Origin of the sequence: Streptomyces sp. NPDC003023 (assembly GCF_042888225.1) — a bacterium.
Classification (GTDB): domain Bacteria; phylum Actinomycetota; class Actinomycetes; order Streptomycetales; family Streptomycetaceae; genus Streptomyces.
The window spans coordinates 23,642-48,968 of record NZ_JBIAPL010000015.1; the positions used below are offsets into that span (position 1 = coordinate 23,642).

Annotated in this window: 19 protein-coding genes and 2 pseudogenes; 12 read left to right on the plus strand and 9 right to left on the minus strand. The window is 70.4% G+C overall.

All coding sequences use genetic code 11. The annotated features are described in order from the left end of the window. Positions 1 to 82: 82 nt before the first annotated feature. The gene (locus tag ACFYV1_RS32065) at positions 83 to 871 is read left to right on the plus strand and encodes an ABC transporter ATP-binding protein (protein WP_389399156.1); all 789 of its coding nucleotides are present in this window, start codon (positions 83 to 85) and stop codon (positions 869 to 871) included. Continuing rightward, positions 868 to 3,438, plus strand: a complete 2,571-nt coding sequence (locus ACFYV1_RS32070; protein ID WP_389399157.1) for an ABC transporter permease — start codon at positions 868 to 870, stop codon at positions 3,436 to 3,438. Before ACFYV1_RS32065 ends, ACFYV1_RS32070 begins: the two co-directional genes overlap by 4 nt. Positions 3,439 to 3,535: 97 nt before the next feature. Here the strand turns inward: ACFYV1_RS32070 and ACFYV1_RS32075 are convergent, their stop codons facing one another. Both ACFYV1_RS32075 and ACFYV1_RS32080 read right to left on the minus strand, forming a co-directional pair. Beyond that, positions 3,536 to 3,910: a type II toxin-antitoxin system VapC family toxin gene (locus tag ACFYV1_RS32075; protein ID WP_389399158.1), complete on the minus strand. Its 375-nt coding sequence runs from the start codon at positions 3,908 to 3,910 to the stop codon at positions 3,536 to 3,538. After that, a complete protein-coding gene (locus ACFYV1_RS32080; RefSeq protein WP_389399159.1) occupies positions 3,907 to 4,170 on the minus strand; it encodes a type II toxin-antitoxin system Phd/YefM family antitoxin in 264 nt (87 codons plus the stop codon). The genes ACFYV1_RS32075 and ACFYV1_RS32080 overlap by 4 nt, the downstream gene beginning before the upstream one ends. A 203-nt stretch (positions 4,171 to 4,373) precedes the next feature. Here ACFYV1_RS32080 and mfd point away from each other — a divergent pair, with 203 nt between their 5' ends. Then, entirely contained in the window at positions 4,374 to 7,907 is a 3,534-nt protein-coding gene (mfd, locus tag ACFYV1_RS32085; protein ID WP_389399160.1) for a transcription-repair coupling factor, read from the plus strand. A 225-nt stretch (positions 7,908 to 8,132) separates the two neighbouring features. Here mfd and ACFYV1_RS32090 read toward each other — a convergent pair whose 3' ends face one another. After that, entirely contained in the window at positions 8,133 to 8,732 is a 600-nt protein-coding gene (locus ACFYV1_RS32090) for a TetR/AcrR family transcriptional regulator (RefSeq protein ID WP_389399161.1), read from the minus strand. A gap of 112 nt (positions 8,733 to 8,844) precedes the next feature. Here ACFYV1_RS32090 and ACFYV1_RS32095 point away from each other — a divergent pair, with 112 nt between their 5' ends. The 4 genes and pseudogenes from ACFYV1_RS32095 to ACFYV1_RS32110 all read left to right on the plus strand — a co-directional run bounded on the left by ACFYV1_RS32095 (position 8,845) and on the right by ACFYV1_RS32110 (position 11,674). Continuing rightward, positions 8,845 to 9,711, plus strand: a complete 867-nt coding sequence (locus ACFYV1_RS32095; RefSeq protein ID WP_389399162.1) for a hypothetical protein — start codon at positions 8,845 to 8,847, stop codon at positions 9,709 to 9,711. A 22-nt stretch (positions 9,712 to 9,733) separates the two neighbouring features. Then, positions 9,734 to 10,318: pseudogene (locus ACFYV1_RS32100) on the plus strand (HNH endonuclease family protein); the annotation flags it as partial. Between the two features lie 111 nt (positions 10,319 to 10,429). Then, on the plus strand, positions 10,430 to 11,137 hold the full coding sequence (locus tag ACFYV1_RS32105; RefSeq protein ID WP_389399269.1) for an HNH endonuclease family protein: 708 nt from the start codon (positions 10,430 to 10,432) through the stop codon (positions 11,135 to 11,137). 54 nt (positions 11,138 to 11,191) lie between these two features. Then, positions 11,192 to 11,674, plus strand: coding sequence for a diadenosine tetraphosphate hydrolase (locus ACFYV1_RS32110; protein WP_389399163.1), 483 nt, complete (start codon positions 11,192 to 11,194; stop codon positions 11,672 to 11,674). Positions 11,675 to 11,717: 43 nt separating this feature from the next. Here ACFYV1_RS32110 and ACFYV1_RS32115 read toward each other — a convergent pair whose 3' ends face one another. Genes ACFYV1_RS32115 through ACFYV1_RS32130 form a run of 4 tightly spaced genes read right to left on the minus strand, consistent with a single transcriptional unit; the run spans position 11,718 to position 17,648 of the window. Next, the gene (locus ACFYV1_RS32115) at positions 11,718 to 12,248 is read right to left on the minus strand and encodes a hypothetical protein (RefSeq protein ID WP_389399164.1); all 531 of its coding nucleotides are present in this window, start codon (positions 12,246 to 12,248) and stop codon (positions 11,718 to 11,720) included. After that, positions 12,245 to 14,365: a hypothetical protein gene (locus ACFYV1_RS32120; RefSeq protein WP_389399165.1), complete on the minus strand. Its 2,121-nt coding sequence runs from the start codon at positions 14,363 to 14,365 to the stop codon at positions 12,245 to 12,247. Before ACFYV1_RS32120 ends, ACFYV1_RS32115 begins: the two co-directional genes overlap by 4 nt. Continuing rightward, positions 14,362 to 16,167 carry a hypothetical protein gene (locus ACFYV1_RS32125; protein WP_389399166.1) on the minus strand — a complete coding sequence of 602 codons (1,806 nt, stop codon included), beginning with the start codon at positions 16,165 to 16,167 and terminating at the stop codon, positions 14,362 to 14,364. The genes ACFYV1_RS32120 and ACFYV1_RS32125 overlap by 4 nt, the downstream gene beginning before the upstream one ends. Then, positions 16,164 to 17,648, minus strand: coding sequence for a tyrosine-type recombinase/integrase (locus ACFYV1_RS32130; protein ID WP_389399270.1), 1,485 nt, complete (start codon positions 17,646 to 17,648; stop codon positions 16,164 to 16,166). Before ACFYV1_RS32130 ends, ACFYV1_RS32125 begins: the two co-directional genes overlap by 4 nt. 88 nt (positions 17,649 to 17,736) lie before the next feature. Between ACFYV1_RS32130 and ACFYV1_RS32135 the strand changes: the two are divergent. Both ACFYV1_RS32135 and ACFYV1_RS32140 read left to right on the plus strand, forming a co-directional pair. Next, positions 17,737 to 17,934 (plus strand): annotated as a pseudogene (locus ACFYV1_RS32135) (HNH endonuclease); the annotation flags it as partial. A gap of 175 nt (positions 17,935 to 18,109) precedes the next feature. Then, positions 18,110 to 18,856 (plus strand): N-acetyltransferase, encoded by a 747-nt coding sequence (locus ACFYV1_RS32140; RefSeq protein ID WP_389399167.1) that lies wholly within the window; start codon positions 18,110 to 18,112, stop codon positions 18,854 to 18,856. Between the two features lie 94 nt (positions 18,857 to 18,950). On the opposite strand, the gene ACFYV1_RS32145 is transcribed toward ACFYV1_RS32140, so the two are convergent. Beyond that, the gene (locus tag ACFYV1_RS32145) at positions 18,951 to 19,760 is read right to left on the minus strand and encodes a DUF4190 domain-containing protein (RefSeq protein WP_389399168.1); all 810 of its coding nucleotides are present in this window, start codon (positions 19,758 to 19,760) and stop codon (positions 18,951 to 18,953) included. Between the two features lie 274 nt (positions 19,761 to 20,034). Here ACFYV1_RS32145 and ACFYV1_RS32150 point away from each other — a divergent pair, with 274 nt between their 5' ends. From ACFYV1_RS32150 to ACFYV1_RS32160, 3 genes are all read left to right on the plus strand, one after another. After that, positions 20,035 to 22,062: an N-6 DNA methylase gene (locus ACFYV1_RS32150; protein ID WP_389399271.1), complete on the plus strand. Its 2,028-nt coding sequence runs from the start codon at positions 20,035 to 20,037 to the stop codon at positions 22,060 to 22,062. Positions 22,063 to 22,176: 114 nt separating this feature from the next. After that, complete coding sequence (locus ACFYV1_RS32155) at positions 22,177 to 22,887, plus strand: hypothetical protein (RefSeq protein ID WP_389399169.1); 711 nt, start codon at positions 22,177 to 22,179, stop codon at positions 22,885 to 22,887. After that, positions 22,884 to 24,392 (plus strand): protein kinase, encoded by a 1,509-nt coding sequence (locus ACFYV1_RS32160; RefSeq protein ID WP_389399170.1) that lies wholly within the window; start codon positions 22,884 to 22,886, stop codon positions 24,390 to 24,392. The genes ACFYV1_RS32155 and ACFYV1_RS32160 overlap by 4 nt, the downstream gene beginning before the upstream one ends. A gap of 12 nt (positions 24,393 to 24,404) precedes the next feature. Here ACFYV1_RS32160 and ACFYV1_RS32165 read toward each other — a convergent pair whose 3' ends face one another. After that, positions 24,405 to 25,304: a class I SAM-dependent methyltransferase gene (locus tag ACFYV1_RS32165; protein WP_389399171.1), complete on the minus strand. Its 900-nt coding sequence runs from the start codon at positions 25,302 to 25,304 to the stop codon at positions 24,405 to 24,407. Positions 25,305 to 25,327 lie beyond the last annotated feature (23 nt).

The following is a 25,327-nucleotide window of genomic DNA, read 5'->3' on the forward strand; positions in this document are numbered from 1 at the left end:
TCGACTCGTACCCGCGGCGATGCCATTCGCTGGATCCGGATCACCGGTCCAGTCGCTGATTCCCAGAGCTAGGAGATCTACCGTGACCACGGCTGTAACCACCCCCGCATACGGGGAAACCGGAGGGCGCACGGCCGTCGCCGCACGGGGGCGGCAGGTCGTCAAGGCGTACGGCGCCGGCGAGACCCGCGTCGTCGCGCTCGATCACGTCGACGTGGACATCGCCCGAGGGCAGTTCACCGCCATCATGGGGCCGTCCGGCTCCGGCAAGTCGACGCTCATGCACTGTCTGGCCGGGCTCGACACCGTCACCTCCGGCCAGATCTACCTCGACGACACCGAGATCACCGGGCTCAAGGACAAGAAGCTCACGCGACTGCGCCGGGACCGCATCGGGTTCATCTTCCAGGCGTTCAACCTGCTTCCCACACTGAACGCCCTGGAGAACATCACGCTCCCCATGGACATCGCCGGCCGCAAGCCGGACGCCGGGTGGCTGAACAGGGTCGTCGAGACGGTCGGCCTTGCCGAGCGCCTCAAGCACCGGCCGACCCAGCTCTCCGGCGGTCAGCAGCAGCGTGTCGCGGTGGCCCGCGCGCTCGCGGCCCGCCCCGAGATCATCTTTGGTGACGAGCCGACCGGAAACCTCGACTCGCGGGCGGGCGCCGAGGTGCTCGGCTTCCTCCGCAGGTCGGTCGACGAGCTGGGGCAGACCATCGTGATGGTCACCCACGACCCGGTCGCCGCCTCCTACGCGGACCGGGTCCTCTACCTCGCCGACGGCCGCATCGTCGACGAGATGCAGCGGCCGACCGCGGAGGCCGTCCTCGACCGTATGAAGGACTTCGACGCGCGCGGGCGGACGTCATGACCGTGCTCAGGACCTCGATGCGCAACTTCTTCGCGCACAAGGGACGCATGGCCCTGTCGGCCATAGCCGTACTGCTGTCCGTGGCCTTCGTGTCGGGGACGCTGGTGTTCACCGACACCATGAACACGACCTTCGACAAGCTCTTCGCCACGTCCTCCGCCGACGTGACCGTCAGCCCCAAGGACGCCAAGGGCACGGAGGACCCGGCGACCGGCCGGCCCGAGACGCTGCCCGCGTCACTCGTCGAACAGCTCGGCTCCGTCGAGGGCGTGGAGTCCGCGGAGGGCGCCGTTTCCAGCCTGAGCGTCACCGTCGTCGACTCCGAGAACAAGAACATGGGCTCCACCACCGGCGCCCCGACGATCGCGGCCAACTGGACGAAGAACGACCTCAAGACGATGGAGATCGCCTCCGGCCACGCCCCGCGCGGCCCCACCGAGGTGATGGTCGACGCGGACACGGCCGACAAGCACAAGCTGAAGCTGGGCGACGAACTGCGGACGATCGCCGTCACCGGTGACTTCACCGCGAAGATCTCCGGCATCGCCGCCTTCAAGGTCACCAACCCCGGTGCCGCCGTCGTCTTCTACGACACCGCCACCGCCCAGCGCGAACTACTCGGCAAGGAGGGCCTGTTCACCCAGGTCCTGGTCGTCGCGGACTCCGGCGTCAGCGACGACCGGCTCAAGAAGTCGGTGGCTGCCGCGCTGGACGGCCCGTACAAGCTGCAGACCGCGAAGGAAGCGGCGGACTCCGGCCGCGAGGAGATCGGTTCGTTCCTCGACGTGATGAAGTACGCGATGCTCGGCTTCGCCGGGATCGCCTTCCTCGTCGGCATCTTCCTGATCGTGAACACCTTTTCCATGCTGGTCGCCCAGCGCACGCGGGAGATCGGCCTGATGCGTGCCATCGGGTCGAGCCGCAAGCAGGTCAACCGTTCGGTGCTCGTCGAGGCGCTGCTGCTCGGCCTGGTCGGCTCGGTCGCCGGTGTGGCCGCGGGCGTCGGGCTCGCCGTCGGCCTGATGAAGATGATGTCCGCGGTGGGCATGACCCTGTCCACGGACGACCTGACCGTGAAGTGGACGACGCCCGTCGTCGGCATGGTGCTCGGCATCGTCGTCACGATTCTCTCCGCGTACATCCCGGCACGCCGCGCCGGCAAGGTCTCGCCGATGGCGGCCCTGCGCGACTCGGGCATGCCGGCCGACGCCAAGGCCGGCTGGATTCGCGGCGGCATCGGTCTCGTCCTCACCGGCGGCGGCGCGGCGGCCCTCCTGGTCGCCACGCAGGCGGACAAGGCGAGCGAGGGCTCCATGTTCCTCGGCCTCGGTGTGGTGCTGTCACTGATCGGGTTCATCGTGATCGGCCCGCTGCTCGCCGGTGTCGTGGTGCGGGTGATCAGCGCCCTGGTGCTGCGGATGTTCGGCCCGGTGGGCCGCATGGCCGAGCGCAACGCGCTGCGCAACCCGCGCCGTACGGGAGCGACCGGTGCCGCCCTGATGATCGGCCTCGCCCTGGTGGCGTGCCTGTCGGTGGTCGGCTCCTCGATGGTCGCGTCGGCGACGGAGGAGCTCGACAAGTCGGTCGGCGCGGACTTCATCGTGCAGTCCGCGACCATGGGGCCCATCGTGCCGCAGGCGCAGGAGGCCCTGAAGAAGACGCCGGGCCTCGCGCACGTCACCGAGTACAAGGGCGTCGACGCGAAGATCACCGCCCCCGACGGCACGGCGGAGGACCTGCAACTGGTCGCCGCGAACCCGACGTACGCAGAGGATCTGCGCCGCGAGACGGTGGCGGGTGAGCTGTCCGCCGCCTACGGCAAGGACGCCATGTCCGTCGGCAGCGACTACGCGGAGAAGCGCGGCGTGAAGGTCGGCGACACGATCAAGGTCGCCTTCAAGAACGGCAGCTCCGCCGGTCTGAAGGTCGCCGCGATCACCTCCGACGACACGAACGTCGACAAGGGCGCGATGTACATGAACATCACGACCGCCGAGCGGTACATCCCGGCCGAGAAGATGCCCGCGAACATGATCATGTTCGCGAAGGCGGTCGACGGCCAGGAGAAGGAGGCGTACGCGGCGCTGAAGAAGTCGCTCGCCGAGTACCCGCAGTACAAGGTGCAGAACCAGACCGACTTCAAGCAGGACCTGAAGGACCAGATCGGGCAGCTGCTCAACATCGTCTACGGTCTGCTGGCGCTCGCGATCATCGTCGCGATCCTGGGTGTGGTGAACACCCTCGCCCTCTCGGTGGTCGAGCGGACCCGTGAGATCGGCCTGATGCGGGCGATCGGTCTCTCGCGCCGCCAGCTGCGCCGCATGATCCGGCTGGAGTCGGTGGTCATCGCTCTCTTCGGTGCGCTGCTCGGCCTCGGCCTGGGCATGGGCTGGGGCACCTCGGCCCAGAAGCTGCTGGCGCTGGAGGGCCTGGGGGTCCTGGACATCCCGTGGCCGACGATCATCACGGTCTTCGTGGGGTCGGCGTTCGTGGGCCTGTTCGCCGCGCTGGTGCCGGCGTTCCGCGCCGGCCGGATGAACGTGCTCAACGCGATCGCGACGGAGTGACCGATTGAGGCGGCCGGTCCCGTACGGGGGTCCGGGCCGGCCACGCACGCGACGGCTCCGGGTGTCCATGGCGGACACCCGGGGCCGTCGCGTGGTCTCAGACCTGGAGCACCGGGACGTCGTACAGGGGGATGTGCTTGTCGCGGGTCACGAGGGTCAGGCCCTCGGTCTGGGCCTGGGCTACGAGCATCCGGTCGAACGGGTCGCGGTGGTGGAACGGGAGTTGCCCGGCGCGGATGCCGTGCAACCCGGTCACGGGAAGGGGCCTGAGCTGGCAGTCCCTGGCCCGTTCCGGCAGGTCTTCAGGTCCGTCCAGCTTTCCCAGGGCCTGCTTGACGGCGAGCTCCCACGGAGTGACGGCGCTGACGTAGGCCAGTGCCTCCGTGTCGAGGAGGTCCTTCGTCTCGTCGGACAACTGGGGAGAGTCCAGCAACCACCACACCACGACGTGGGTGTCCGCGAGCAGTTTCACCGGTCGTCCTCCGAAGAGAGGCCGAAGGCGTCGGCGAAGCCTTCGTCGTCGGACATGTCGTCGAAGTCGTCGCGGAAGACGACCGGCTCGGTGAGCGATCCCCGGGCCGTCCTGCGTACCTTCGACGCGAGGGGGATGACCTTCGCGACGGGGGAGCCGGACTTGCTGATGATCACCTCCTCGCCGGTGGCGACCGCTTCGAGGATCTTCGAGAAGTGGGTCTTCGCCTCGTGCACGTTGTACTGCCGGGCTGCTTCCATCGCGGCCTCACAGATCATGAGTGGACTAAGTGGTGGACTTAGTTTACCGCTCGGTCGCCGCTCGAACCAGCGCCTTCACTCTCCGGAGTGGCCCGGTTCCCTCGCGCGAGTGACACACCCACGCCGTAGTCTGGGAGCCCCCGGCCCGTTCGACGTGTCGGGCCCTTCGCGTTGCCCCTCGCTCCTCCTGGACGGAAGCCTTCATGAGCCTGCACGGTCTGCTCGATGCCGTCGTACGTGACCCGGCGCTCGCCGAGGCGGTCAGGGCGGCCGGCGACGGCCACCGTATGCACGTCGACCTGGTGGGTCCGCCCGCCGCGCGGCCCTTCGCCGTGGCCGCGCTGGCCCGCGACACGGGCCGTCCCGTGCTGGCCGTCACCGCCACCGGCAGGGAGGCCGAGGACCTGGCCGCCGCGCTGCGCTCGCTGCTCCCCGGCGAGGGCGTCGTCGAGTACCCGTCGTGGGAGACGCTGCCCCACGAGCGGCTCTCGCCCCGCTCCGACACCGTCGGCCGCCGCCTCGCCGTGCTGCGCCGCCTCGCGCATCCCTCGCCCGACGACCCGGCCGCAGGTCCCGTACAGGTCGTCGTCGCGCCCGTGCGGTCGGTGCTCCAGCCGCAGGTCAAGGGGCTGGGCGACCTCGAACCCGTGGCGCTGCGCAGCGGGCAGCAGGCCGACCTCGAGGAGATCGTGGAAGGGCTGGCCGCCGCCGCGTACTCGCGGGTGGAACTGGTCGAGAAGCGAGGCGAGTTCGCCGTGCGAGGCGGCATCCTGGACGTCTTCCCGCCGACCGAGGAGCACCCCCTTCGGGTGGAGTTCTGGGGCGACGACGTAGAGGAGATCCGCTACTTCAAGGTCGCCGACCAGCGCTCCCTGGAGGTCGCGGAGCACGGGCTGTGGGCGCCGCCGTGCCGCGAACTGCTGCTGACGGCCGACGTCCGGCAGCGGGCCGCCGCTCTCGCGGAGGCCCACCCCGAGCTGGGCGAACTGCTCGGCAAGATCGCCGAGGGCATCGCGGTCGAGGGCATGGAGTCCCTCGCCCCCGTCCTCGTCGACGACATGGAACTGCTGCTGGACGTGCTGCCCGAGGGCTCGATGGCCGTGGTGTGCGACCCGGAGCGGGTACGGACGAGGGCGACCGACCTCGTGGCCACCAGCCAGGAGTTCCTGCAGGCGTCGTGGGCGGCGACGGCGGGCGGCGGAGAGGCCCCGATCGACGTCGGCGCGGCCTCGCTGTGGGGTATCGCGGACGTACGGGACCGGGCCCGGGAACTCGGCATGATGTGGTGGTCCGTGTCCCCGTTCGCCGCGGACGACTCCGACCTGGAGGACGACACGGTCAAGCTGGGCATGCGCGCGCCGGAGACGTACCGGGGCGACACCGCCCGCGCGCTCGCGGACACCAAGGGCTGGCTGGCCGACGGCTGGCGCACCGTCTTCGTGACCGAGGCGCACGGCCCCGCGTCCCGCACGGTCGAGGTGCTCGGTGGCGAAGGCATCGCGGCCCGTCTCGACGCCGACCTGTCCGAAATCTCGCCCTCGGTCGTCCACGTCGCCTGCGGTTCGATCGACTACGGCTTCGTCGACCCGGCGCTCAAGCTGGCGGTCCTCACGGAGACCGACCTGACCGGCCAGAAGGCGGCCGGCAAGGACGGCCAGCGGATGCCGACCCGGCGCCGCAAGACCATCGACCCGCTGACCCTCGAGGTCGGCGACTACATCGTCCACGAACAGCACGGCGTGGGCCGCTACATCGAGATGGTGCAGCGCACCGTCCAGGGCGCGACCCGCGAGTACCTGCTCGTCGAGTACGCCCCCGCCAAGCGCGGCCAGCCCGGCGACCGGCTCTACATCCCCACCGACCAGCTGGAGCAGGTCACCAAGTACGTGGGTGGTGAGGCCCCGACGCTGCACCGGCTCGGCGGCGCGGACTGGACGAAGACCAAGGCGCGCGCGAAGAAGGCGGTCAAGGAGATCGCCGCCGACCTGATCAAGCTGTACTCGGCCCGGATGGCCGCGCCGGGCCACGCCTTCGGCCCCGACACGCCCTGGCAGCGGGAGCTGGAGGACGCCTTCGCGTACGTCGAGACGCCCGACCAGCTGTCCACGATCGCCGAGGTCAAGGAGGACATGGAGAAGACGGTCCCGATGGACCGGCTGATCTGCGGCGACGTCGGGTACGGCAAGACGGAGATCGCGGTGCGGGCGGCTTTCAAGGCGGTCCAGGACGGCAAGCAGGTCGCCGTCCTGGTCCCGACGACCCTCCTGGTGCAGCAGCACTTCGGCACGTTCACCGAGCGGTACGCGCAGTTCCCGGTCGTGACGCGGGCGCTGTCCCGTTTCCAGTCGGAGACCGAGGCGAAGGCGACGCTGGAAGGGCTGCGGGACGGCTCGGTCGACATCGTCATCGGTACGCACCGGCTGTTCTCCTCGGAGACCAAGTTCAAGGACCTGGGTCTCGTCATCGTCGACGAGGAGCAGCGCTTCGGCGTCGAGCACAAGGAGCAGCTGAAGAAGCTGCGGGCCAACGTCGACGTACTCACCATGTCCGCGACCCCCATTCCCCGCACACTGGAGATGGCGGTGACCGGCATCCGCGAGATGTCGACCATCACCACCCCGCCGGAGGAGCGGCACCCGGTGCTGACCTTCGTCGGCCCGTACGAGGAGAAGCAGATCGGCGCGGCCGTGCGGCGTGAACTGCTGCGGGAGGGCCAGGTCTTCTACATCCACAACCGTGTCGAGTCCATCGACCGGGCCGCCGCCCGCCTCCGGGAGATCGTCCCCGAGGCGCGTATCGCCACCGCCCACGGCCAGATGTCCGAGTCGGCGCTGGAACAGGTCGTCGTCGACTTCTGGGAGAAGAAGTTCGACGTGCTGGTGTCCACGACGATCGTCGAGTCCGGCATCGACATCTCCAACGCCAACACGCTCATCGTGGAACGCGGCGACAACTTCGGCCTCTCACAGCTGCACCAGCTGCGCGGCCGTGTCGGCCGCAGCCGCGAGCGGGGTTACGCCTACTTCCTCTACCCGCCGGAGAAGCCGCTCACCGAGACCGCGCACGAGCGCCTCGCGACCATCGCCCAGCACACCGAGATGGGCGCGGGCATGTACGTCGCCATGAAGGACCTGGAGATCCGCGGCGCGGGAAACCTGCTCGGCGGCGAGCAGTCCGGCCACATCGCGGGCGTCGGCTTCGACCTGTACGTCCGCATGGTCGGCGAGGCGGTGGCCGACTACCGCGCCTCGCTGGAGGGCGGTGTGGAGGAGGAACCGCCGCTCGAGGTCAAGATCGAGCTCCCCGTCGACGCGCACGTGCCGCACGACTACGCGCCCGGCGAGCGGCTGCGGCTCCAGGCGTACCGGGCCATCGCCTCCGCGAACACGGAGGAGGACATCAAGGCGGTCCGCGAGGAGCTCACCGACCGGTACGGCAAGCTGCCGGAGCCGGTGGAGAACCTGCTGATGGTGGCCGGTCTGCGGATGCTGGCGCGGGCGTGCGGCGTCGGCGAGATCGTGCTCCAGGGCCCGAACATCCGCTTCGCGCCGGTGGAACTGCGCGAGTCGCAGGAGCTGCGCCTGAAGCGGCTGTACCCGCGCACGGTCATCAAGCCCGCGGTCCACCAGATCCTGGTCCCGCGCCCGACGACGGGCAAGATCGGGGGCAAGCCGGTGGTGGGACGTGAACTGCTGGCGTGGACGGGTGAGTTCCTGGCGACGATCCTGGGCTCCTGAGCGGTATGTGATCAGGACACCGGCCGCGCCCCGCCCGGGGCACGGCCGGTGTCCGGTCAACCGCGAGGTTCAGAACGCGTCGAGTCCAGCGCCTGGTCTTCCGACTCTGTCCTCTGTCCCCTCTGTCCTTTGCGCTGTGCCGGTGCCGGTGCCCGTGCCGGTGCCCGTGCCGGTGCCCGTGCCGGTGCCCGTGCCCGGTCCGACGAAGCCGTGTTCACGCACGCGTCAGGCGGTGGTCGACTCGTGCTGTTCCCCGGGCCCGTGCTCGGAGCCAGGGGCGGAGAACAGGACTGCGAGCGCCCGGAAGACGTCGGCGGGGTCCCGGTCCCCCACGGGTTCGTCCAGATTGTGCGTCAGGAGCAGGGTCGCGAAGCCGTGGGCCAGGGACCAGGCCCCGATGCCGGCGATGCGTGCGTCGGGCACCGCGTCCATGGTGGTGACCCCGGCCCGGAGTTCGGCCGACGCGCGTTCCTTGGCGGCCAGCAGGCCGGGGTCGTCGCCCCGGTGCAGATCCGGCTGGAACATGACCTGGAAGTGCGCCGGGTGGTCGATCGCGAAGCGGACGTACGCGACTCCCCGCTCCCGCAGGTCCGGGGCCTCGGACAACGCGTCGGCCAGCAGCTCGTAGCCCTCGGCCGCGATGGCGGTCAGCAGGCCGGTCCGGTCCTTGAAGTGGTGGGCCGGGGCCGCGTGGGAGACGCCCGCCCGGCGGGCGAGGTCGCGCAGTCGCACCGCGGACGGGCCCTCCACGCGGATGACGTCGAGCGCCGCCGACAGGACGGCCTGCCGCAGATCGCCGTGGTGGTAGGTGCGCTCGCTGCTCATGCGATCAGGTTACGCGCAATCTAGCCATTGACAAGTTCCTCGACGGCTGTGCAATCTAGGCGGCGACTAGATGGTGGCGGATCGCACGACTGAGCGACATGGAGGCGGAACCATGACCGACGAACTCGGACGCGTACGGCAGATGTGGCACCTGCTCGAGCCCCTGCACGCCGTGCTCTACTACGCGCCGCAGGCCTTCGAGGAGGCCGCCGCCCTCGGCCATCCGACCGACGAGAGGTGGCCCAGCTACTTCGCCTGGCGTGCCGCGCCCCTCGGGGAAGCCGGAGCGGCGCAGGTCGGCTCCGCGTTCTACAGCTTCAGCCCGGCGATGGTGCGGCGTCACGTCCCGGGGATCTGGGACGTGGCCTCACCCGAGGACGTGCTCGCCGCCAGGCTGCGCGCCGTCGACCGGACGTACCGGCACGTGCTCGGCGACGCCGTCGCGTCCAAGGACCTCGCGGAAGCCGCCGAGCTCGCCCGGCGTGCCGCTCAGAGCGCGGACTGCGCGGGACGTCCGCTCGCCGCCGCCAACGCCGCCCTGCCCTGGGCCGACGCACCCCATGTCGTGCTGTGGCAGGCCGCCACCCGGCTGCGCGAGCACCGCGGCGACGGACACCTAGCCGCACTGCTGACGGCAGGTCTCGACCCCGTCGAGTCGCTGGTCTCCTTCGCCGCCGTCGGCGCGGCCCCGCGGGAGACCTTCACGAGCCGCGGCTGGAGCGAGGCGGAGTGGACCGCCGCGCACGAACGGCTCGTGGCCCGCGGCCTGCTGGAGCCCGACGGAACCGCCACCGCCGACGGGCGGGCGCTGCGCGCCCGCGTCGAGCGGCAGACGGACGAGATGGCCGCCGCACCCTGGGCGGCGCTCGGCCCCGACGACACCGCGCGTCTGTCCGCACTGCTCGGGTCGTACTGGGTCGCGGTGCTCGGCACCGGGCTGCTGCCCCAGCAGAACACCCTCGGTATCGGCAAGGTCTGAGTCCGGCAGTACCGTACGGACCGTGAACGGACGTGGGTTGGCGGAGACAGGGGCGGCTGCACTGCTCGCGGCGGTGCTGCTCACCGGTTGCGACGGCATCGGCATCGACGCGGGCGACGCCGAGGGAGCCAGGAACCCTTCGCAGGCCGCACCGGAAGCAGGCGGTACGAGCCCGCTCGCCAACCCGCGCGGCACCGAACCGGGGCTGGCCGCCCTCACCACCGAGCAGGACAGGGCCGCCGCCCGCGAGTTGATGGCGAAGCTGACCACCAAGGGGCGCGGTCCGAGGACCGGTTACGACCGGGACGAGTACGGCTACGCGTGGATGGACACGGCGGACGGGATACCGCTGACGAGGAACGGTTGTGACACGCGGAACGACTTGCTCAAGTTGCATGGGCAGAACGTTCGGTTCCGCGACGGCTCGGACTGTGTGGTCGTCTCGATGGACCTGTACGACCCGTACACCGGCAAGGGCATCGCCTGGAAAAAGGCGAAGGCCGCCGAGGTGCAGATAGACCATGTCGTGCCGCTCTCGTACAGCTGGCAGATGGGCGCTGCCCGCTGGGACGAGGACAAGCGGCGGCAGTTGGCGAACGATCTTATGTTGGCGTCATAGATGTCTCACGGTGACGTGTCTCAGGGGCGGGGTGGCTGCGTGTCCAAACGGTGTCTCACGAGCGACGTGCTGCGTGCCGGTGCTGCACTGGCTGTCGGGATGTTCCTGGCGGGCTGTACGGGAAGCGGACTGTCCGGCGAGAGTGGTTCATCAGGCGGTGACTCGTCCGCCAAGTACGGAGCCAGCCCTTTGGCCGCCCCTGACGGAACGAAGCCTGGGCTTGCTCCGATCGCGTCCGAGAAGGACGAGACGACAGCGCGTGAGCTGATCTCCAAGCTGTCGACCAAGGGGCGAGGGCCGAAGACCGGATACGACCGGGACGAGTTCGGCTACGCGTGGATGGACACGGCGGACGGTGTGCCACTGGCCCGGAACGGTTGTGACACGCGGAATGACTTGCTGAAGCTGCACGGGCAAAACGTTCGGTTCCGCGCCGGTTCCGACTGTGTGGTCGTGTCGATGGACCTGTACGACCCGTACACCGGCAAGGACATCGCCTGGAAAAAGGCGAAAGCCAGCGAGGTGCAGATAGACCACGTGGTGCCGTTGTCGTACGCCTGGCAGATGGGCGCCGCCCGCTGGAGCAAGGAGAAGCGGCAGCGGCTGGGCAACGACGTGCTGAACCTGCTACCCGTCTCGGGCTCCACGAACTCGGCCAAGCGGGACTCGGGGCCCGCGTCCTGGCTGCCGCCCAACGAGGCGATTCGGTGCTCGTACTCGGTGCGGTTCGCGCAGGTGGCGCTGAAGTACGAACTGCCGGTCACCACGCCGGACAAGAGAATGATGCTGCGCCAGTGCGGAGGTTGAACGGGCCGCGCGGCTGACTGAGGGACGCTGACTGCGACCAGGAAGGTTCGGACCGTGGGGGATGACTGGCGAATGGATCGGATCGGGAGCGCTCTGCGGGGTGAGAACCCCGCTGTGCTGAGGCGCTTGACCGCGGGATTCGCAGTGATCGGCGATGTGCAGTTCCTGCCGGGCTACTCGGTGCTTCTCGTGGATGATCCGGAGGTGGAGAGACTGTCGGACCTGCCCAGGGCCAAGAGGCTGTCGTTCTTGTCCGACATGGATCAGCTTGGAGAGGCGGTTGAGCGAGCCTGCAGGCGTCTGGACACGGAGTTCTGCCGGGTCAACCTGGAGATCCTGGGCAATACCGATGGCTTCCTGCATGCGCACGTATGGCCACGATTCAACTGGGAGCCAGCCGACTTGGTGGGACGGCCGGTCTGGCTCTACGCCCGTGACAGGTGGACGGACGAGCAGTTCGCACTCGGTCCCGAGCATGAGCCGCTGCGCGCGGTGATCGGGGACGAGCTCGATCGGCTGCGCGCGGCGAACTCATGACTGGCCGGCACAAAGACGGTGGCCGCAGCGGTGGTCTGCGAGGTCACGTCTGTTCCGAAGCAGCCTCGGCCGTCGTTCGGGCTCCTTTCAATTGCCTGACAACCCGCTGCTGCCCCCCTGCTACCTGAGCCTGTAGTCGGCGGGCGTCCGCCTCCAGTTCGACGTTCCGCAGAGCGAGGACCTGGATCTGGTTCGCGTACGCTGCGGCAGTGGCTCGTAGCTCCCGGATCTCGGCTGCCTTCTCCCGACGGAGCCGCACTTCGGATTGCCTCAGGCGCGCGATCTCCTGCCTGAGCTCGTCCGTCTCGGGGCGCCGGGCAGCAGGGGAGCCGAGGATCTCCTTGACGGCCTTCGCCACGGGAGAGCGGTAGTACGAGGCTCGGGAGACGCCGGCCTCGGCGCAGATGTTCACCGCCGACGTGCGGCCGTCCGTGATCTCGGGGCGGCCGAGCATGAGCTGCTCGAAGGCGCGCATGATCTTGTAGTCGATGTCGGTCAGCCCGGGGTTCTCCCGGGCCAGGCGGGCGAAGGCCGTGCGGACGGTTTGAAGGGTCTCGTCCGGGGAGTCGGTCATTGACGGGTGTCCTCGTGGTCGATCTCGGCGATCAGGCGGGTGAGTGTGGCCAGGTGTTCGGTGATGGCAAGCTGCTGGAGTCGGGGCAGGCCGGTGCTGTCGGCGAATTCGGCTCGGGCCATGTCGTGCGCACGTTCCAGGCGGGGCAGGTGGACGGCGGAGCGGCGTGAGTTGGGGCAGTTCATGCACATGTCGAGCATGGGGACGGGGCGTCCCAGTGGCTTGGCCCGCTTGCGGCACACGGCCGTCTCCGCCTGGTAGAAGCAGTCGTTCAGCACACCGGGGTGCAGCGTCTTCGTCAGGTGGTGCAGCAGCGTCCTCAGCCGGGAGGGGCTGGCCGCCGCGCCCGGCAGGTCCCCGAGTTCACGGTGGATGCGGTCGAATTCGGCCTCGATGCGCTGAGCGGCACCACCTGCGGAACGACCGCCCTCGTTCCAGTCGTGGTAGAGGTCCTCGACGTAGTCGAGCTTGGCGACGGCTTCCTCGGCGGCCACCTCGTCGGCGAAGCCGGAGGCGGAGGTCCCCGCGTATCCCTCGAACATGGTGATCGCGGCGTGCTTGTATTGGCGGGCGCCCGCGACCACGCCGAAGGGCTGGTGGGCGATGTGCCAGGCGAGGCTGCGCCGGAACTGCCTGGTGTCGAAGGCCCAGGGAAGCGCCGTGGGCTCTGGCGCGTCTTCCTCGTCCGGTGAGTGCACGTCCGGGGGCGTTGTCGTCAGCGGGATATAGAGCTCATCCGCCGTGCTGAACAGATCGTTGAGGTGGTCGCGGAAGGCTCTGATGCGCTGGGGCATGTTGCTGAGGAGCACGTATCCGTTGCGGCCACCGCCGTCGTAGCCGAAGAGGTGACCGGGGTCGTCGTTGATCTCCTTGAGCACGGCAACGGCGCGGTGTACGACGTCCAGGACGACCCACTCGGCTTCGTCTCCGCTGAGCTTGCGGTCCTTCCCCTTGTAGACCCGTCCGCGGAGTCTGTACCGGGGCCGCCCGTCGGCACCGGTCTCGGTAGTGGCGCAGTCGCGGTCCAGCTCACGCACTTCCACGTCCCGCATTCCCGACAGGTAGGCAATGACGATCCAGCACGCCGTGCGCAGGAAGGACAGCTCGTTGGCCAACGTGACGGGGCTCAGCGGCGGGCGCCACGGCCTGCCGGTGGCCGGCCACTCGGACATCGGAGTGTCCAACCCGCCTTCCTCGTAGCCGATGTCCTCGCCGGCCTCGGCCATCAGCGGTCGCAGGTGTGCGGCGTTCCCGCAGCCGGCCAGGAGGGAGACGAGGCGGTGATTCGGGCTCTGCGGTACGCCGTCGACGGTGACGGTGTTGGGCACGGTGTGCACGGTCTCGCGGGGGAGTGCGGGGATGCCCCGGCCGGCCGCGCGGCGTTCGGCGATGAAGGCCAGAACCCGTTCGCGTGCCTGGTCGTGGCCGAGGTTCCGGCCCTTGCGTGCTGCTTCGAGCGTGGCAATCTCCCGCTGGGCGGCGAGAATGTCGGCGCTCGCCGTCTCCACGTAGAAGACGGCCGCCCGGAGCAGGGGAGCGAGGATCTCCTCGGGGATGCGGGGCGTGGTGTTCTCGCCCTTGAGGCGTTGGAGGCCGACGACGCCGTAGGCGCTGCGGCCGTTCCACGGCAGGGCGCCCAGCCTGTCCGCGGACAGGAACGGCCCGTGGGCCGACAGGTGCTTCAGGAATGCCACGTTGCGTGCCGCGGTGTGCGGGCTGCTCTTCCACTTCTTCAGCACGGCGTCCAGATGGGTGCGGTCCACGTCGGACAGTCGTGGGGCGCCCACCTCTCGCAGGTCCTTCATGACGACGATGAACGTGCGCAGCTCGTCGGCTGCCGTCGTGGCCTTGAGCGGACCCAGGCCCAGTGAACCCCGGCTCAGGCGGGAGGCGACGTACTCCTTCGCCGTGCGTCGAGTCACCAGGTCGCCGATCTGCGTGAAGTCGAGCCGCCACGTTCGCCACGTGCGGGGGAGTACACACCGCAGGTCCCAGACGTCCTCGGACAGGAGCGGGCCACGGCTCGGCAGACCCACCGTGAGCCGCTTGGGGAGCACGAACTCCTCGGACGACGACAGGTCCTGCTGCTCCGACCTGGGGTTCGGGACGGCAGTCATGCGATGACCTCCAGGAACGACGCGGGCAGCAGCAGGTGATCGCCGCCGCCCTCGGCGATGACCTGCGCCGTGGCGATCTGGCGCGTGCTGAATCGGGCGCGGACACCGTGGACGATGCGATCCCACGCGAGGCCGAACCGCGCGGTCCACTCAGCGGCCGGATACTCCTCGCGCTGCCGCTCCAGGAAGTCCAGAAAGGACAGCAGGCTCGGCAGGTGGCGGCTTGTGAACACCGCGTTCGGGCATTCCAGGCAGCCCCAGGCCGGGACGGGGCAGGCAGCACCAGGCTTGCGCGCGAACGGTGAGGCGGAAAAGTCGCGGCAGGAGGCGAGCCATACGTCCTGCTCGCCGGAGAGCGCCGACTCGATCTCCCGCGCAGTCAGTGCGGCCTGGCCGTCGTCGAGTCGTGCGCCGTCGTCCGACAGCACGACAGGTGGGGGAAGCGCCGCGCCGAGTGCCTGCTCGAGGCCCGCCTCCACGGCCTGCTCGTGGGTTTCCTCGTGCGCGCCGATGTCCGCGTAGTGCTTCGCGGCGACCGGCCGGGTGTGGCCGGAGGCGAAGTCCTCAAGGACCCCGCCGGCCCGGAGGTACTGACGGGACTTGACGGTCTTGCGTACCCGCCGCAGGTCCAGGGCGACCGGCCCGCCGTCACTGTCGGTGAGGCGGTCGAGCCCACGCTCGTACATCCACTGCCGGCTCACGGCCGACCCCTGGGGACCGTCGAAGGATGCCCGGGCCTGCCCGTGACGACCGACGTCGCACCACAGTGCGTCGCTGTCGATCAGTTCGCGGGTGCGTTTCGTCAGGCGCAGGGCCAGCCGGATCACGCCACCGGGGAAGCGCAGCGACCCGCCATCGGTGACCCTGACCGTCTTGTGCGTGGAACCCGGGGCGCGCTTCTTGACGTAGGCGATGCTGACGTAGCCGCGTGCCGGACTCGCCAGGCAGTCGGAGCGCAACTGCCGGACGCACTCGGGTTCCATGCCCGTCTGACAGGCGAGAAGGAGCAGGAAGGGCACCAGATCCTTGGCGGTGAGGTGCAGACGACCGTTGAGTTCCTCTCTTCCGCCCAAGGGGCGCAGGACCTTGTACGAGGCGTCTTCGACGGTCAGCGGGCCGTGGTGTGCGATGTACCAGAGGATGTTCTCCAGCCGATCCCAGCCGTGTTGGCGCGGGTCGCGGCCCGTGGCCGCCAGATTCTCGCCCTCCAGGATTCGGTCACGGATGCGGGCGACATCGTCCCGGGCGGCGTTCTCCAACGCGTCGAGCACCGGGAACGGGTACGCGTCGAGGGGCTTCGACGCCCGATGGGCCGCCGCCGACGTGAAGCCCAGGCGGGCGTGAAAGGCGGCCCCGAAGGCGTTGGGGTGCGCCTCGTGCACCAGCTTCAGAAGCCGCACGAGGTACGTCATGGTGAGGTACGGCTCCTTGCTCGTCCCTCCGTACCGAGCGATCAGACGCGTCTCGAACTCGTCCAGTAGATCGGGCTTCAGGTCGCTGAGACGCAGGTCGGAGGCGGAGTCCGGTAGGACAGCGGCCGTGAACTCGACGAACTCCCGGATGCGTTTGACGACATAGCGGACGCCATTGCGGTCACGCAGGGTGCCGGGAGCGCTGACGACTTCGGCGAGTGCGGTGGCGAGGGCGCGGGTGAGACGGGGACACGGGAGCCCTGACAGGTCGATGCTTTCGGGACTCCCGTTGAGATCCACGGTGAAGATCACGGGGCCGATCGTCGGCACGGGCTCGGCCGCGGCGGGGGTCTCGACAGCGGCAGGGAAGCGGACGCGGCGCGGGCTCACCGGTCCTCCTCCACGTCCAAGGGGATCCGCTCGAAGGCGGCGGCCTGTTCGTCCCAGTCGCCGAGAGCGGCGAGGACGATCTCCTGGGCCTCGTCCAGGACGTCGAGGTATGTGTAGACGGTCGCCTCGTGGCGATGGCCGAGCAGGAGTTGGAGCTTGCGCAGGGGGTTGCCGATGAGCAGGCGCTTCACTTCCGCGTGAGTGAACCGGCGGTCCTCACGCATGCCGAGTGCCCGGACGGTCTGTCGCAGCAGCAGGCCGAGCATGTGCACCGCGAACGTGTGCCGCAGGGTGTGCGGGTGGACGTCGAAGTCGAGCCCGAAGGCGGCACACCGCTCGTTCGCCCGTTGGAAGACCGACTGCCAGGTACTGCGCCGCAGTGGCAACCCGTTCTCACCGAGCCACAGACACAGGGGACCGACCGCGCTTCCTCGGCTGTCGACCTGGACGAGTCGTGCCCGGTCCGCCGCACCGATGCGCGAGTACGACCAGCTCGTTCCGTTCTCGACCACCAGCGCGTGCCGGCTCACCCGGCGTACCGGCAGTCGGTCCGCATCCGCTTCGTACACGCCTCGGACGCGCCGCCGCTGCACCAGCTCGTCACGCTCCATACCGACGTAGTGGTGCAGGTCGCGGGCCACCCGGGGGCGGACGTACACCGTGCGTGTCCTGCCGCGCTTGGCCACGGCGGCCGAGACGGTGATGTCGCCGATCAGGCGTCTGCCGGTCACCGGTGGCAGCTCCGTCGTCAGCAGGCTCGCGGCCTCGCCCAGCCGCATGCCGGTGCAGACCAGGAGATCGGCGAAGAGAGCATTGCGTTCGCCGTTGCGCCCACGCCACCTGACGTCCAGGGAGCCGTCCGGCAACAGCCCGCGCAGCCCGATGTCCCGCCAGAGCATGAAGTCCTCGTGTGAGAGGAACCGGATCGGCTGCCGGGGCACCTCGGGCTCGGCGTCGGCGTTGACTCGTAGGCGCTTCGGCCCCTGAGGGGACACCACGGTCTTGTCGACGTACCGGAACGGCTCGGCGGGCAGCAGTTCCTCGTACAGCGACCACTGCACCCACTTGTCGAGCGCGGCGATCGAGCGGTTCCAGGTCGCCACCGAGATGCTGCCCGGTCCGTTGCCGTGCAGGCGTACGGCCTTGTACGCCCGGAGGTCGGCACCGTCCGTGTCCCAGATGGACTTGCCGCCTCGGGACTTGTGCAGGAAGCGGCAGTAGAGCATGACGTCGGTGCTGTAGGCGATGCGGCTGTTCTCCGATCGCACGCCCCAGTTCTCCAGGTCGCGCAGGAAGCGGTTCAGGTGGTGGTCGTAGCCGCCGTCCGGTCCGAGGATGAAAGGTCTGCCCTCGTTGGCGCCGGCTCGCTGAAGGACCGTGTCCCCGTCGAAGGGAAGTGGGTCGATGAGTGGCGCCCCGAGCGCCGTCCGGTGCAGTAGCACCAGCGTCCCGGAACTGGCATCCGTCTCTTCTGACTCCATCACGCGCGAGCCACCCTCCCCCGGTGTGAGACAAGCTGTACGCGCACATAACGGAGAAGTCGGTGAGACAGTTACGGGTGCCGACATAAACGATCCGCTGAACCTTCTGCCGGTCGAGGGCCGGGCGAACAGCGCCAAGAGTGATTCCGGGCCAGCCTCGTGGCTGCCTCCGAACAAGTCGATCCGCTGCGCCTACGCGGTGCGTTTCGCTCAGGTCGCCGTGAAGTACGAGCTGCCGGTGACGGCCCCGGACAAGCAGACGATGCTGAGGCAGTGCGGGGGCTGACGGCCTGGCGGACTCGGGTCCGGCGATGCCGCCCCAGGCCGGCGGCGGCTCGTTCGTCACCTCGAGCACGGCCGGTGTCGCCGTTCGGGCGGCCCACGCCGCCCGCGCACCCCGCCCACTCCCGGGCGGGGGATAACCAGTACGGATCGCGGCGGACGCTGATTAGCCTGCCGTAATGGACCTTGAGATCACGACGCTCGCCGAACGCCCCGAACTGCAGGGCGCCATGTGGCAGATGCTCGACACCTGGGACGAGTTCGTCACCAACGACCCGATCGGCTGGGCCTACATCGGACGAATCGTGGGCGAGCTGCCCGAGTACGTGCTGGTGGCGACGGATCCCGAAGGGAAGGTCGTCGCGAGGGCGTTCAGTGTTCCGCTGGCCATGGACGTGGACGGGCGCAGGGAACTGCCCGCCGGCGGCTGGGACCAGGTGATGCTCTGGGCGTTCTCCGATCTGCGCCACGGCCGTAGGCCCGACACGGTCAGCGCGATCGAGATCACCGTGGCCACCGGCAGGCAGGGCCGGGGGATATCGAGCCGGATGCTCGCCGCGATGCGGGACAACGCCCGCCGTCTCGGCTTCGACGAGGTGATCGCGCCGGTGCGGCCGAGCGCGAAGAAGGACGAGCCGCAGACCCTGATCGACGAGTACGCCTACCGCACCCGCGCGTCGGACGGACTGCCGTACGACCCGTGGCTGCGGGTGCATGTACGCGCGGGCGGTGTCCTGGAGAAGGTGGCGCACACGTCGATGACCGTCACCGGGTCCCTGGACCAGTGGCGCCGGTGGACCGGGTTGCCGTTCGACACGACGGGCCGGGTCGAGGTGCCGGGCGCGCTGGTGCCGGTGCACTGCGAGGCGGAGCGGGGTTACGCCGTGTACGTGGAGCCCAACGTGTGGGTGCGGCACCGGCTGTGAACGCGCGCGGCGGCGTGCCGCGGCGGTGGACGCGGAAGAGGCCGGGGAGGCCGCCCTTTCTGGCGGCCTCCCCGGCCTTCTGCGAGCCGGTCCGTCAGACCGTGAGCTCCCACTGCGAGGCGTCGTAGTCGATGCCGGGGGAGACCTCGACCGTCAGGTTCTTCGCGTCGGCCGGGGCGTCGAAGGCGAAGGTGACCGTGGCCTTCTTGCCGGGCAGGATGGTGCCCTCGAAGCCGGAGCCCACCTTCTCGTCGAAGATCTGCTCTGCGGTCACGCCGTCCTTGCCGGCGCGGGCGTCGAGGGTGACGAGGGTGGTGTCGAACTTCTCCTTGCCGGCGTTCTCGATGGTGACCGTGACCTGGTAGGACTTGTTGCCCTTGGTGTGGCCGACCGCGAACTCACTGGCCGTGTACGGCTTCGGCGCGGAGACGGTGATCTCCACGTCGTCCTCGTAGGCGGAGGTGTCGCCGGCGGCAAGGGTCTCGCCGGTCGTCCCCGCGGCACCGTCCGTACCGCCCGCGCCGTCCGCGGACGTGTCCTTGGGGGCGGTGTTCTCGACGGCCTTGTTGATCTCGTCGACCGCTTCGTCGACCGCCATCACGGTGACGATTCCGATGATGACGCTGACGATCAGGGCGAGCAGACCCAGCACCGCGCCGGCCGTGGCCGACCCCTTGTTGGTGGCCTCTGCGCGCTTGGCGCGGCCCCGGCCGACCAGGCCGAGGATCAGCGCGAGCAGTCCGAGGATGCTGCCGATCCAGAAGAGGAACGGGATGACGCCGAAGAGGAGGCCGATGATTCCGAGCACCAGGGCGGCCGTGCCGAGGCCGTTGCGCGCCGGGCCGGGCGCCGCGGGCTGACCGGGCTGCTGAGGATCGTACTGAGGCTGGGTGTGCTGTGACATGGGTCCCCCCCAATGGTTTGTGGCGGGCCCGATTGCCGTAGCCCGTGGTGTCGTGGGTCAATAAGAGCAGAGCTTGTGAACCGAGTCAACAAGAGATTGCTTGCATCTTCAATCTGCGCCTGTGAAGCGCTCGTTGCGTGTGAACCCGAGTACAGTGCCGTCCACCAGCGGAACTGTGACGGGGAGACAGCCGGTGCCGAAGAACGCAGCAGAGGTGACGGCAGCAGAGGTGACGGCAGCAGAGGTGACGGCAGGAGAGGTGACCGCGTCAGAGGTGACCGCGGCCGAGATCGCCAGACTCGCCGGCGTGGGACGTGCTGCCGTGAGCAACTGGCGGCGCCGGCACGCCGACTTCCCCAGGCCCGTCGGCGGCACGGAGACCAGTCCGTCCTTCGCCCTCGCCGACGTCGAGCGCTGGCTGCGCGACCAGGGGAAACTCGCCGAAGTGCCGCTCCGTGAACGGGTCTGGCAGCAGCTGTCCAGCCACCCAGCAGGAGCCGTCACCGCCCTGGTCCACGCGGGCTGTGCGCTGCTCCTCGTCCATCAGAGGCCGGCCGGCTGGCCCGCCCTGAGCGCCGTGTCCGACGCACGCCTGGCCACCACCCTGCCCGCGGCGCTCGAGGAGGTGCTGACCCTGCGTTTCGGCCGTCCGCGGGCCGTGCAGACACCGGTCCCCGCCGACCTCGTGGCTTCCGTGCCGCTGATGCGCGGGGCGGCAGCGCTGGCCGCGGAGACCGGCGCCCGTCAGGCGTTCGAGTTCCTGCTGGGCAGGCATCTCGACGCGAACCCGCGCCAGTACACACTCACGCCCACCGGCCCCGCCGAGCTGATGGCGGCCCTGGTCGAGCCCGCCGGAACCGTGCTCGACCCCGCCTCCGGCACGGGCACACTCCTGCGTGCCGCCGACCGCCCCACCGCGCTCCACGCCCAGGAGGCCGACCCCGACCTGGCCGCGCTGACCGCGCTGCGCCTCGCCCTGCACTCGGACGCGGAGGTACGGACGGCCGCGGGCGACGCCCTGCGCGCGGACGCCTACCCGACGCTCGCCGCGGACGCGGTCCTGTGCCACCCGCCGTTCAACGAGCGCAACTGGGGCCATGACGAACTGGCCTACGACCCGCGCTGGGAGTACGGCTTCCCGGCCCGTACCGAGTCCGAGCTGGCCTGGGTGCAGCACGCCCTCGCCCGGCTGCGCCCCGGTGGCACGGCCGTCCTGCTGATGCCGCCCGCCGCCGCCTCCCGCCGCTCCGGACGCCGGGTCCGCGCCGGGCTGCTGCGGCGCGGCGCGCTGCGGGCGGTCGTCGCCCTCCCCGCCGGTGCCGCGCCCCCGTACGGCATCCCGCTCCACATGTGGGTGCTGCGCAGGCCCGGACCCACGGAACGCCCGTCGCCGGAACTGCTCGTCGTGGACACCGCCACCGCGGAGCCCGCCGCCGCTGGGCGCGACCGGCTGGACTGGCCGGCCATCCGCTCCGCCGTGCTCGACGCCTGGCGGCCGTTCGACCGGGACGGCACCGTGACGGAGACACCCGGTGTGAGCCGGTGCGTCCCGGTCATCGAACTGCTCGACGACGACGTGGACCTGGCCCCCGCCCGGCATCTGCCGCCCTCCGCCGCGGGTGGCGGCACGGCCGAACTGGGCCGCGTCCGGGAACGGTTGACGCGCACCCTCGGCCGTACCGTCGAACTCACCCCCCGGCCCGCGTGTCCCGCCGATCCCACCACCCCCTCGCACTGGCCCTCCACCACCGTGGGCGAGCTCGCCAGGGCGGGCGACCTCGCCCTGCGTTCCGGCGGAGCCGGGTCCGCACCCGCGGACGGGGCGGTGTCCGTCCTCACGGAGCAGGACGTCCTGGCCGGCCGTGGCCCCTCGGGCACGCTTCCCGTCGGCCCGGAGGAGGCTCCGGTGCTGGTCGAGGCGGGCGACGTCGTCGTCCCGGTGCTCGGGAGCGGCACGGTCGTGCGGGTGGCGGACGAGGCGGCGGCCGGGGCGGCGCTCGGCCGCAACCTCCAGCTGCTGCGCCCCGACCCGGCGGCTCTCGACCCCTGGTTCCTCGCCGGTTTCCTGCGCGGCAGTGCCAACCAGCGCCAGGCGAGCAGCTACGCGTCGACCGCGACCCGGCTCGACGTACGCCGTCTCCAGCTGCCCAGGCTGCCGCTCGCCGACCAGCGGCGCTACGGCGACCGATTCCGCGCACTCAGCGAGTTCGAGGACGCGCTGCGGCTCGCCGGGCGGCTCGGCGAACAGCTCGTGCAAGGACTTCACGACGGCCTCACGGACGGCAGCGTTCTGCCGGAGTGACGTATCGGACAACGGTTCCGTACAACCCGCACCCGCTTGTCGGTGTCGGTGTATACGCTTCAGTCCGCTTCAGTCCCTTCCGCCTCGTCCAGGTCCCGGCCTCCAGGAGCAGGAATGCACGGCCACGGCTTCGCGCCGCCGCAGCCCAGGCGCACCCCGACGGCGCTGCTCGTCGTCGTGCGCGTCCTCTTCGTGGCGCTCGCGCTGCTCAGCTTCGGGTTTCTGGCCTGGGGCACGATGCTGCGCATCGCGGTCATGAGGCGACGGCGTTCGGACTGGCTGCTGTTCTGGGTCTCGCTGGTCGCAGCCGTGACCTGTCTCGTCGTGATCGGCGAGTTCTCCGCCCAGGGGGAGACGGCGGCGGCCGAGGAGCCGCGGCCGGTGGACTTCGTGTGCATGTTCGTGCTGCTGGGCCTCGCGCTGGGCGTCCCGACGCACTACCTGGTCGCGGACATCCGCCACTACCAGGATCCCTACCGGTCCGCCGGATGGCCGCCACCGCTGCCGACGGGCTCGCCGTACGGCCCGACGGTGCCGGCCGGCGGGCCGTACGGGCCCCCTGGGCAGCGGCCCCCCGGCTACGGCTATCCGCCCGTCCCGCCCGCGGCCCGCGTCCCGTCGCCGACGGACCCGTTGACCGCCCCGGCCGCCCCGGCAGCCCCGGCGCCCACGACGCCCCCGGCAGCCCCGGCGCCCCCCGCGCACGCCCCCACCCCGGCCCCCGCCTGCGCCCCCGCCCCCGCGCCGGCCACTTTGCGCATCGACCAGGTCCGCGCCGAGCTCGACGAACTGAGCGACCTGCTCCGCAAGGAAGAAGGCAAGTGAACGGCCGCGTCATCGCAGACCGTTACGAGCTGTCCGCCCTCATCGGCCAGGGCGGCATGGGCCAGGTCTGGACGGCGTACGACGGACGGCTCGACCGCCGCGTCGCCGTCAAACTGCTGCGCCCCGACCACATGGCGGCCGCCACCGCCGCCGACGAGATGCGCCGCCGTTTCGTGCGCGAGTGCCGGGTGACGGCCCAGGTCTGCCACCCCGGCCTGGTCACGGTCCACGACGCGGGCAGCGACGGCGACGACCTCTACCTCGTGATGCAGTACGTCGAGGGCGCCGACCTCGCCGACCACCTGGCCGAGCACGACCCGTACCCGTGGCAGTGGGCCGTGAGCGTCGCCGCGCAGCTGTGCGCGGTGCTCGGCGCCGTCCACGCCGTGCCGATCGTCCACCGCGACCTCAAGCCGCGCAACGTGATGGTGAAGCCCGACGGCACCGTCACCGTCCTCGACCTCGGCGTCGCATCCGTCATCGACATGGACACCACGCGGCTCACCCACACCGGTTCGCCCATCGGCAGCCCCGCCTACATGGCGCCCGAGCAGGCGATGGGCGGCGCCGTCGGCCCGTACACCGACCTGTACGCCCTGGGCGTCCTGCTGCACGAACTCCTCAGCGGGAACGTCCCCTTCGCGGGCTCCACAGCGCTCGGCGTCCTCCACCGCCACCTCTACGAACCGCCGCTCCCGGTACGCCAGCTGCGCCCCGAGATCCCCGAGCCGCTGGAGGCACTCGTCCTCCGCCTGCTCGCCAAGGAGCCGGAGAACCGGCCGTCGGGAGCGCACGAGGTGTACGAGGCACTCGCGCCCCTGCTGCCCTCGCGGGGCGCACCGGCCGGCCCCCTCGACCCCACCCGTCCCTTCCTTCGCCCGCACGCCCCCTGGCCCGACCGGGCGTCGGCGCCGCCCCCGCCGGTCGCACCGCCGGTCACGTCCGCGCCGAAGCCGGACGTCGCGGCCGCCGTCGACGAGGTCAAGCGTCTGCTCGGCGAGGGCGGCATCACACAGGCCGTGGACATCCTCGGCGGAATCCTCCCGGCCGCCGCGGCCGAGCACGGCGAGAACTCACCCGTCGTGCGCATCCTGCGCAAGCAGTACGCGGCGACCCTGATGGACGACGGGCAGTACCGCCGCGCCCTGCCGGAGCTGCGCCGCCTCGCGGAGGACCGCACCGCGGAGGCGGGCCCGGCCGACCCGCAGTCCCTGCAGTTCCGCCATGACGCGGCCGCGTGTCTGGAACAGCTCGGCCGGCCGGCCGCGGCACTCACCGAGTACCGCGCGGTCCTGCCGTACTACGAAGGCTCCGATCCCGATCGAGCGCTGCAGGTGCGCCACCGCATCGGCCATCTGCTGCTCGCGGTGGGCGACCACATGGCGGCGTACGAGCAGTTCCGGTCCCTGCTGTACGACGCGGAGCGCGCGTACGGCCCCTATCACCAGCTTCCCGCGGAACTGCGCCGCGCCCTGGAGCGCCAGCAGCAGTTCCGCATGGGCTGAACGTACCCGGCCTCAGACCGCCCGGAGGAACGCGGAGGTGGAGACCCGTCCCAGCATCCGCAGCCGGGACGTGCCGTCGGCCAGGTGCTTGTCCAGGGCGTCCTGCACGCCGGGCCACTTGTTGTCGCCGTAGTCGTCGAGCACCACGATCCCGCCCGGCGCCACGAGCTCCTCGACCCACTCGAGGTCGGCGCGGACCCCGTCCTCCGAATGGTCGCCGTCGACGACGACCACGCCGTACTCCCGGTCGGTGACGCGGGAGCGCACCTCCGGGTCGGAGGAGAAGCCCTGCTCGATCCGGGCCGGGTAGGCCCCGGCGCCGCCCGACGGCGCCAGGTTGGCGAGCACGACGTCCTCCCGCACCGGCGTCCCGGTGGGGTCGGCGTGGGGAGTGGCGCCGGGCTGGAGCTGCGATCCCGCCAGCGGGTCGACGATCGTCAGCGCCGGCTGGATCCCGGCCCGGTGCATCATCCGCAGCAGCGCGGCGGCGAACTGCCCGTAGAGGGTGCCGATCTCGAGGATGTCGCCGTTCGGCGGGCTCAGCAGCGGGATCGTGGCGAGCTTGCCGCACACGTTGGAGGTCGACCCGGCGAGCCTGCCGACGCCGAGCGCCTCCTGCGCCACGACCGTCCGGTAGGCGACGACCACGCTGCGGCGGGCGTGCGGGCTGCCGTCGCTCACCGTCTCGATCTGGCGCACCAGGGTGTCGATCGCTCCGGCCGTCGGCATCCGGTGGGTTCCTCTGCCGGTGCCGTCGAGGAGCAGACCGAAGGCGTACTGCTGCCGCCGCATGTCGGCGACTTCTCTTCTCAGGGACTCGACGTCGGACCGCAGCGGTCTGGTCATCCGCTCCACCAGAGGTAGGGCGGGGCGCAGGAGCTGCTTCGTCAGACGGTTGGGCAGAGAGGACATGCCAGGGAACGTACGCGTGAACA